8 protein-coding genes are annotated in these 8,316 nt (G+C 67.5%); 6 read left to right on the top strand and 2 right to left on the bottom strand.

All coding sequences use genetic code 11. The features are described 5' to 3' along the window. Both ACNPM4_RS13530 and ACNPM4_RS13525 read right to left on the bottom strand, forming a co-directional pair. Window positions 1–1,748, bottom strand: a 1,748-nt coding sequence (locus ACNPM4_RS13530; protein WP_448986010.1) for a DEAD/DEAH box helicase, incomplete at its 3' end; no start/stop codon positions are given. Window positions 1,749–1,795: 47 nt separating this feature from the next. After that, window positions 1,796–3,496: a long-chain-fatty-acid--CoA ligase gene (locus ACNPM4_RS13525; protein WP_105709880.1), complete on the bottom strand. Its 1,701-nt coding sequence runs from the start codon at window positions 3,494–3,496 to the stop codon at window positions 1,796–1,798. Window positions 3,497–3,579: 83 nt separating this feature from the next. Here ACNPM4_RS13525 and ACNPM4_RS13520 point away from each other — a divergent pair, with 83 nt between their 5' ends. Genes ACNPM4_RS13520 through gatB form a run of 6 tightly spaced genes read left to right on the top strand, consistent with a single transcriptional unit; the run spans window position 3,580 to window position 8,302 of the window. Beyond that, a complete protein-coding gene (locus ACNPM4_RS13520) occupies window positions 3,580–3,918 on the top strand; it encodes an ArsR/SmtB family transcription factor (RefSeq protein WP_262000893.1) in 339 nt (112 codons plus the stop codon). Beyond that, on the top strand, window positions 3,918–4,376 hold the full coding sequence (locus ACNPM4_RS13515; protein WP_448986009.1) for an SRPBCC family protein: 459 nt from the start codon (window positions 3,918–3,920) through the stop codon (window positions 4,374–4,376). The genes ACNPM4_RS13520 and ACNPM4_RS13515 overlap by 1 nt, the downstream gene beginning before the upstream one ends. Beyond that, window positions 4,369–4,965 (top strand): dihydrofolate reductase family protein, encoded by a 597-nt coding sequence (locus ACNPM4_RS13510; RefSeq protein ID WP_448986008.1) that lies wholly within the window; start codon window positions 4,369–4,371, stop codon window positions 4,963–4,965. Before ACNPM4_RS13515 ends, ACNPM4_RS13510 begins: the two co-directional genes overlap by 8 nt. Before the next feature lie 9 nt (window positions 4,966–4,974). Continuing rightward, on the top strand, window positions 4,975–5,274 hold the full coding sequence (gatC, locus tag ACNPM4_RS13505; RefSeq protein ID WP_029263463.1) for an Asp-tRNA(Asn)/Glu-tRNA(Gln) amidotransferase subunit GatC: 300 nt from the start codon (window positions 4,975–4,977) through the stop codon (window positions 5,272–5,274). Beyond that, complete coding sequence (gatA, locus tag ACNPM4_RS13500) at window positions 5,271–6,788, top strand: Asp-tRNA(Asn)/Glu-tRNA(Gln) amidotransferase subunit GatA (protein WP_448986007.1); 1,518 nt, start codon at window positions 5,271–5,273, stop codon at window positions 6,786–6,788. Before gatC ends, gatA begins: the two co-directional genes overlap by 4 nt. Further along, window positions 6,788–8,302 carry an Asp-tRNA(Asn)/Glu-tRNA(Gln) amidotransferase subunit GatB gene (gene gatB, locus ACNPM4_RS13495; protein WP_448986006.1) on the top strand — a complete coding sequence of 505 codons (1,515 nt, stop codon included), beginning with the start codon at window positions 6,788–6,790 and terminating at the stop codon, window positions 8,300–8,302. Before gatA ends, gatB begins: the two co-directional genes overlap by 1 nt. Window positions 8,303–8,316 lie beyond the last annotated feature (14 nt).

Here is an 8,316-nt window from a genome sequence, read left to right as displayed (position 1 = left end):
TCGCGTCCACCCTCACGCGGGCCGCTGCGGCGCGCGCCGGCGGGGCCGCGGTCGGGCTTGATCTCGATCAACCGACCGGAGATGCGGGTGTCGCGAAGCTTCTCCAGGACGGTCGGACTCATGTTCGCCGGAAGCTCGACGACCGAGAAGTCGGGACGGATGTTGATCGCGCCGAAGTCGTCACGGCCGAGGCCGCCTTCGTTCGCGAGGGCACCGACGATCTGGCGCGGTTCGACCCGATGACGGCGACCGACCTCGATGCGGTATGCCGTGTAGTCGCCGCGACCTCGACGCTCACGCGGTTCGCGGGACTCACGCGCGTCCCGTCCCGTGCGCTCGCGCGGAGGGCGATTATCTGCTTCGACAGCCTTCGTCAGCGGGTCGTTGGCGGGATCGAGGAGCAGAGGCTTGTCGCCCTGAGCCACCACGGCGAGAGCTGCTGCCACGTCGGCCTCGGGGACGTCGTGGTGGCGGACGTAGTGCGCGACGATGTCACGGAACGCATCGATGCGGCCGGTCTCCGACAGCGCGGTGGTGATCGCGTCGTCGAAGCGGTTCAGACGCGTGGTGTTCACGTCCTCCGTGCTGGGCAGCTGCATCTGAGCGGGCTGCTGACGGGTGGCCTTCTCGATGTGCTTCAGGAGGTAGCGCTCGCGCGGGGTGATGAAGCTGATCGCATCGCCCGATCGTCCCGCACGACCCGTGCGACCGATGCGGTGCACGTACGACTCGGTGTCGGTGGGGATGTCGAAGTTGACGACGTGGCTGATGCGCTCGACGTCGAGACCGCGAGCGGCCACGTCGGTCGCGACGAGGATGTCGAGTTTGCCGTCCTTGAGCTGGTTGACACTACGCTCGCGCTGCACCTGGGGCACGTCGCCGTTGATCGCGGCTGCGGAGTATCCCCGGGCCCGCAGCTTCTCGGCCAGCGTTTCGGTCTCGTTCTTGGTGCGCACGAAGACGATCATCCCGTCGAAGTTCTCGACCTCGAGGATGCGGGTGAGCGCATCGACCTTCTGCGCATACGACACGACGAGGTAGCGCTGCGTGATGTTCGTGCCGGTGGCGGTCTTGGACTTGATGCTGATCTCTTCCGGCTCACGCAGGTACTTCTGCGCGAGTCGACGGATCTGCGGCGGCATCGTGGCCGAGAACAGCGCGACCTGCTTCTCCTCCGGGGTCTGCGCGAGGATCTGCTCGACGTCTTCCGCGAAGCCCATCTTCAGCATCTCATCGGCCTCATCGAGCACCAGATACTTCAACTCGGACAGGTCGAGTGTGCCCTTGGCGAGGTGGTCCATGATTCGGCCGGGCGTACCGACGATGACGTGGACGCCGCGTCGCAGCGCGGACAGCTGCACGCCGTAGCCCTGTCCGCCGTAGACGGGGAGGACGTGTACGCCCTTCATCTTCGAGGCATAGGACTCGAATGCCTCGCACACCTGGAGTGCGAGCTCACGGGTGGGAGCGAGCACGAGCGCCTGCGGGATCTTCTGGGAGACATCGAGGCGTTCGAGGACGGGAAGCGCGAAAGCGGCGGTCTTACCCGTTCCGGTCTGTGCCTGGCCGACGACGTCGCGGCCGGCGAGAAGCGTCGGAATGGTCGCCGCCTGGATGGGCGACGGGGTCTCGTAGCCGAGGTCCTTGATGGCTTTGAGGACGGGCCCGGTGATGCCGAGCTCCTCGAATCCGGGGGTCGCGGGGGAGTCCTCGGGGGCGTCGGTCAGCACTGCATCTTCAGGGGTCACTTCCCAAGGGTAGCGCGCTGCGGCGCTCGGCGCCTGTGAGGACGACCTCAGGCGCCGGTGGTCAGGGCGAGCAGCTTCTCCTTGACCTGACGTCGGAGCACCTTCCCGATCAGCGATTTGGGGAGCTCGTCGACCACGAACACACGACGCGGCACCTTGTACGGAGTGAGGATGCTGCGGGCGAAATCTCGGATCGCCTCCACATCGACATCGGTTCCGGCATCCACGACGATGGCGGCGACGACCTCCTCGCCGGAGTGCTCGCTCGGCAACCCGACGACCGCGGCATCCGCGACCTGGGGGTGCTGGCGCAGCGCGTTCTCGACCTCGGTGGGCGCGACGTTGAAGCCGCCGGTGATGATGAGCTCCTTGATGCGATCGACGATGCGGACGAATCCGGCGTCGTCGATCGTGACGATGTCACCGGTCCGGTACCAGCCGTCGACAAAGACGGCTTCCGTCTCCTCGGGCTTGCCGTAATACCCCGAGAACACCTGGGGGCCGCGCACGACGAGTTCTCCGGCTGATCCGGCCGGGACGTCTTCGCTCGGGTTCTCCGGGTCGACGACACGGCATTCGGTCCCGGGCAGGGGGAGCCCGACCGTGCCGGGCTCGCGGTTGTCCGCGACCGGGTTCGCCATCAGGACGGGCGAGCACTCGCTCAGTCCGTAGCCCTCGACGAGGTAGCCATGCGTGGCCTCTTCGAAGGGGACGACCAGCTCGTGCGGCAGTGCCATGGCGCCGGAGATCGCGACCTCGATGCCGTCGAGCGACACACCCTTCTCCTTCGCTGCGGCGAGGAGGCGGTCCGCGATGGGCGGCACGAGTGGGAGGAATGTCGCGGGGTGCTTCTTGACGACGTCGAGCACGAGGTCCGGATCGAACTTGGGGAACAGCACGAGTCGGGCACCCATCGACATCGCGAATGTGAGGCAGAGCGTGAGGCCGTAGGCGTGGAACATCGGCAGGACCGCATAGACCACGCAGCCCTTGCCGCGCTGGATCGACGGCACCCAGGCCTGAGCCTGCGCGGCGTTGGCGAGCAGGTTGCGGTGTGTGAGGGCCGCGCCCTTCGGCGTTCCCGTGGTGCCGGACGTGTACTGGATGATCGCGAGATCGTCGGTGCGCGGCATCGGATGTGAGGCGGGGATCGGCTCGGAGGCCAGGAGAGAATCCCACGCGACGGTACCGCGCACCTTCTCGGTCAACGCCGCGCGCGACTCGCGAGCCTTGGCGACCGGGAGCCGTAGCGCGAAACGGGTGACGAACGGCATGGCGCGGGTCACGTCGACGGAGATGAGGTTCGTGACGGCCAGATCCGTCGGGAACTCCTGCACCGTGGACACGACCTTGTTCCACACGATCGCGTGCTTCGCGCCGTGATCCTCGAACTGCTTGCGCAGTTCGCGAGGGGTATAGAGAGGGTTGTGCTCGACGGCGACAGCGCCGAGACGGAGTACCGCGTAGAAGGCCACGATGTGCTGGGGGCAGTTCGGTAGAACGATGGCGACCGGGTCTCCTGCGCGGACCCCGAGGTCGCGAAGCCCTGCTGCGGCGCGGTCGATCGCCGACTGCAGCTGTGCGTAGGTGGTCTCGCGGCCGAAGAACTGCAGGGCGGGAGCGTCCGGGTAGTCGCGGGCCGAAGCGGCGACGATGTCGACGAGCGAGCCGTCCACGGGAGGGAGGTCGTCGGGGACTCCTGCGGCATAGCTGGCGATCCACGGGCGAGGGGGCTGGAACGTGCTCACCCGCCCAGCATAGGACGGCGCTGTGCTTGACACCTTCCGGCTATGGCGCTGTACTTAAGCGATTACTTAATCACGGAGGTGTCATGGCGGCCATCACGGACGATCTCTCGCTCGTGTTCCATGCGCTCGCGGACCCCACGCGGCGACGAATGCTCGAGCGGCTCAGTCGCGGAGACGCCACGGTGGGTGAGCTCGGTGCCCCGTTCTCGATCAGCGCTCCCGCTGTTTCGCAACACCTGCGGGTGCTCGAGAAGGCCCGGCTCGTCGAGCGCCGCACGCGCGCGCAATGGCGCGTGTGCTCGCTCTCCCGCGAGCCGCTGGACCAGGCGTCCGAATGGGTGGAACGCAATCGCAGGGAGTGGCACGAGCGATTCGAGCGGCTGGATGCCGTGCTCGCGCGGGACGAGGACGAAGAAGCATGATGAGCGGTCGCGGCGCGGGACCGCGCGAGCTGGAGATCTCACGGACCTTCGACGCGACGCCCGAGCGTCTGTGGAAGGCGTGGACCGATCCCACGGTGATGGCGCGCTGGCTGCATCCACACGGTCTGCATACCCCGGAGGAGACGGTATCCGTCGATCTCCGGGTGGGTGGGGTGTTCCGGTTCTCGATGATCGACCAGGCGGGGGCGTCGTTCGAGAGCGGAGGGGAGTACCTCGAACTGCGCGAACCGGAGTTCCTGCGCTGTACCTGGGGTGCGCCGGACGCACCTGTGGCCGAGATCGAGGTGCGCCTCGCCCCGGTCGACGGGGGACGAACGCAGATGACGTTCCGACTCCTCGGCGCCGTGGACGACACCGGGCATGAAGACAGCGTGTGGACGGGATGGCGCGAGGCCATCGCAGAACTGATGGCCGAGATGGGAGAAGCGCATGGGTGAGATAACGATCGAGCAGATCGTCAGCGTCGATGGATACGCGGCCGACCGCGGGGGAGGTATCGGCTTCTTCGACGATGTCGACTTCGGTGACCAGGCAAGCGCCGACACGGAGCAGATGCGATGGCTCGGCGGTGTCGAGGCGATCCTCCTCGGCAGACGTACGTACGAGATGTTCGCAGATTACTGGCCGCATGCCGATCCACGCGTGGACGCTGTTGCGGGACCGATCAGTCGTCTTCCCAAGTACGTCGTGAGTCGCACGCTCGAGCGCGCACCGTGGGGTGAGGGTGAGATCGAGATCCTGCGCGAGGGCCCGGAGCGTGCCGCGCGGGCGCTCACCGCGCAGTACGGCTCTGTCGCCGTATGGGGGAGCCTCGAGCTCACGGATGCACTGTTCCGGGCGGGGCTCGTGGACGTGCTCCGTTTCCGCATCGTGCCGGTGCTCATCGGTGCGGGGCGCACGGTGGCACCACCGGAGATTGGTGGAATTCCGCTCGAACTGATTGCCGGCCATCGCGACGCGAACGGCATCGTGACCGATGAGTACCGTGTGCGTCGCTCGCCACGACCGGCCGGTGCCACGACCTAGACTGGAGGGGTGTCTGAAATCACCCCTGAACTCGTGCGCCATCTCGGTGTGCTCGCACGCATCCAGCTGAACGACGACGAGGTGTCGCGGCTCACGGGCCAGCTCGACGCGATCGTCGACAACATCGCGAAGGTCTCGGAGGTTGCGACAGATGATGTCGTCGCGACGAGCCACCCGATCCCGCTGAGCAATGTCTTCCGACCGGATGTGGTCGGGCAGACGCTCACGCACGAGCAGGTGCTGCAGAACGCTCCGGACGCCGCGGACGGCCGCTTCCGGGTCACCGCGATCCTGGGAGAAGAGCAGTGAGCGACATCATCCGACTGAACGCGGCCGATCTCGCCGCCAAGCTCTCCACGGGCGAGGTGTCGAGCGTCGAGGCGACGCAGGCGCACCTCGACCGCATCGCCGCCGTCGACGGTGACGTGCACGCCTTCCTGCACGTCAACGAGGGAGCGCTCGAGGCCGCAGCCGCGATCGACGCCCGCCGCGCTTCCGGTGAATCCCTGGGGCCTCTCGCCGGTGTGCCGTTGGCGATCAAGGACGTTCTGGTGACGACCGACCAGCCCACGACCAGCGGCTCGCGCATCCTCGAGGGATATCGCTCGCCCTACGACGCCACGGTCGTCGCACGCTCGCGCGCAGCAGGGATGATCGCTCTCGGCAAGACCAACATGGACGAGTTCGCGATGGGTTCCTCCACGGAGCACTCGGCGTACGGCCCCACGCACAACCCGTGGGATCTCGATCGCATCCCCGGCGGGTCCGGCGGTGGCTCCGCCGCTGCTGTCGCCGCGTTCGAGGCTCCGCTTGCGCTCGGCTCCGACACCGGCGGGTCGATCCGTCAGCCCGCGCACGTCACCGGCACGGTGGGCGTCAAGCCCACATACGGCGGCGTGAGCCGCTACGGTGCGATCGCACTCGCCTCCAGCCTCGACCAGGTCGGCCCGGTCTCCCGGACGGTCCTCGATTCCGGGCTGCTGCACGACGCCATCGGCGGGCACGACCCCAAGGATTCGACCTCGCTGCGCGACGAGTGGCCCTCGTTCGCCGAGGCCGCCCGCGAAGGGGCGCGCGGAGACGTGCTCAAGGGGCTCAAGGTCGGCGTGATCCGCGAACTCCCGGACAGCGGCTTCCAGCCCGGTGTCGCGGCGTCGTTCCGCAGCGCGCTCGCGCTCATGGAGGCTCAGGGCGCCGAGATCGTCGAGATCGGCGCTCCACACTTCGAATACGGAGTGGCTGCGTACTACCTGATCCTCCCCGCCGAGGCTTCGAGCAACCTCGCGAAGTTCGACTCCGTGCGCTTCGGCCTGCGGGTGACGCCCGACGGCAACCCCACGGTCGAGGACGTCATGTCCGCGACCCGCGACGCCGGCTTCGGCGATGAGGTCAAGCGCCGCATCATCCTCGGCACGTACGCGCTGTCGGCCGGATACTACGACGCTTACTACGGCAGCGCACAGAAGGTCCGCACGCTCATCCAGCAGGATTTCGCGAGCGCGTTCGCCGAGGTCGACGTGATCGCGACGCCCTCGGCCCCGACCACGGCGTTCAAGCTCGGGGAGAAGATCGATGACCCGCTGCAGATGTACCTCAACGACATCACGACCATCCCGGTGAACCTCGCCGGGGTCCCCGGCATCTCCATTCCGAGCGGCCTCGCGGATGACGATGGCCTGCCCGTCGGCATCCAGTTCATCGCTCCGGCGCGCGAGGATGCCCGTCTCTACAAGGTCGGCGCCGCGCTCGAGACGCTGCTCGTCGATTCGTGGGGCGCGCCGCTGCTCACTCGTGCTCCGCAGCTCGCAGAAGGGAAGCGCTGATGGCCGCCGCCAAGCTCATGGACTTCGACAAGGCGCTCGAGCTGTTCGAGCCGGTCCTCGGTTTCGAGGTCCACGTCGAGCTCAACACGAACACGAAGATGTTCTCCGATGCGCCGAACCCGGCCAACGAGGCGTTCCACGCCGCGGAGCCGAACACGCTCATCGCGCCGGTCGACCTCGGACTGCCCGGGTCGCTGCCGGTTGTGAACGAGACGGCGATCCGCTCGTCGATCAGTCTGGGCCTCGCGCTCGGCTGCTCGATCGCCGAATCGAGCCGGTTCGCGCGCAAGAACTACTTCTACCCCGACCTGGGCAAGAACTACCAGATCTCGCAGTACGACGAGCCGATCGCCTATGAGGGCTCGGTCGAGGTCGAGCTCGAGGACGGGACGCTCATCACGATCCCGATCGAGCGTGCGCACATGGAGGAAGACGCCGGAAAGCTCACCCACATGGGCGGAGCCACCGGACGTATCCAGGGGGCCGAGTACTCGCTCGTCGACTACAACCGTGCGGGGGTGCCGCTGGTCGAGATCGTGACCAACATCATCTACGGCACCGAGCACCGAGCGCCGGAGGTCGCCAAGGCCTACGTGCAGGCGATCCGCGACATCGTTCGCGGGCTCGGCATCTCCGAGGCTCGGCTGGAGCGCGGCAACCTGCGCTGCGACGCGAACGTTTCGCTGCGCCCGCGGGGTACAGACAAGCTCGGTACCCGCACGGAGACGAAGAACGTGAACTCGATGCGCTCGGTCGAGCGCGCCGTGAGGTACGAGATCCAGCGACAGGCGCAGATTCTCGCCGATGGCGGCACGATCACACAGGAGACGCGGCACTGGCACGAGGACACCGGCACGACCTCGCCGGGACGCCCGAAGTCGGATGCCGACGACTACCGCTACTTCCCGGAGCCTGATCTGCTGCCCGTGGAACCGGCCGCCGAGCTGATCGAAGAGTTGCGCGCCGCGCTTCCGGAGCAGCCCGTCGCTCGTCGTCGCCGTCTCATGACGGAGTGGGGCTTCACGGACCTCGAATTCCAGGACGTCCGCAACGGCGGCCTGCTCGAGGTCGTCGAGGCGACGATCGCTGCCGGCGCCACTGCGGCCACCGCACGCAAGTGGTGGACGGGTGAGATCAGCCGTCTCGCGAACGCACAGGAGAAGGACGCGACCGACCTGATCAGCCCGGAGAACGTTGCTGCGCTGCAGAAGCTCGTCGATGCGGGAACCCTCACCGACAAGCTCGCCCGCCAGGTGCTCGAAGGCGTCATCGCCGGCGAGGGCACGCCGCAGGAGGTCGTGGACGCCCGCGGGCTCGCGGTCGTGTCGGATGACGGCGCGCTGATCGCCGCGATCGACGAGGCCCTGGCCGCTCAGCCCGACGTGATGGCGAAGATCAAGGATGGCAAGGTGCAGGCCGCCGGCGCTGTGATCGGCGCCGTCATGAAGGCGATGAAGGGTCAGGCGGACGCCGCACGTGTCCGTGAACTCATTCTCGAGCGCGCTGCCCAGTAGCGTGCCACCCCGGG

The sequence above is a fragment of the Microbacterium umsixpiens genome, assembly GCF_053543675.1.
The sequence above is the reverse complement of the archived record's forward strand: the minus strand, read 5'-3'. Positions and strand labels throughout refer to the sequence as shown.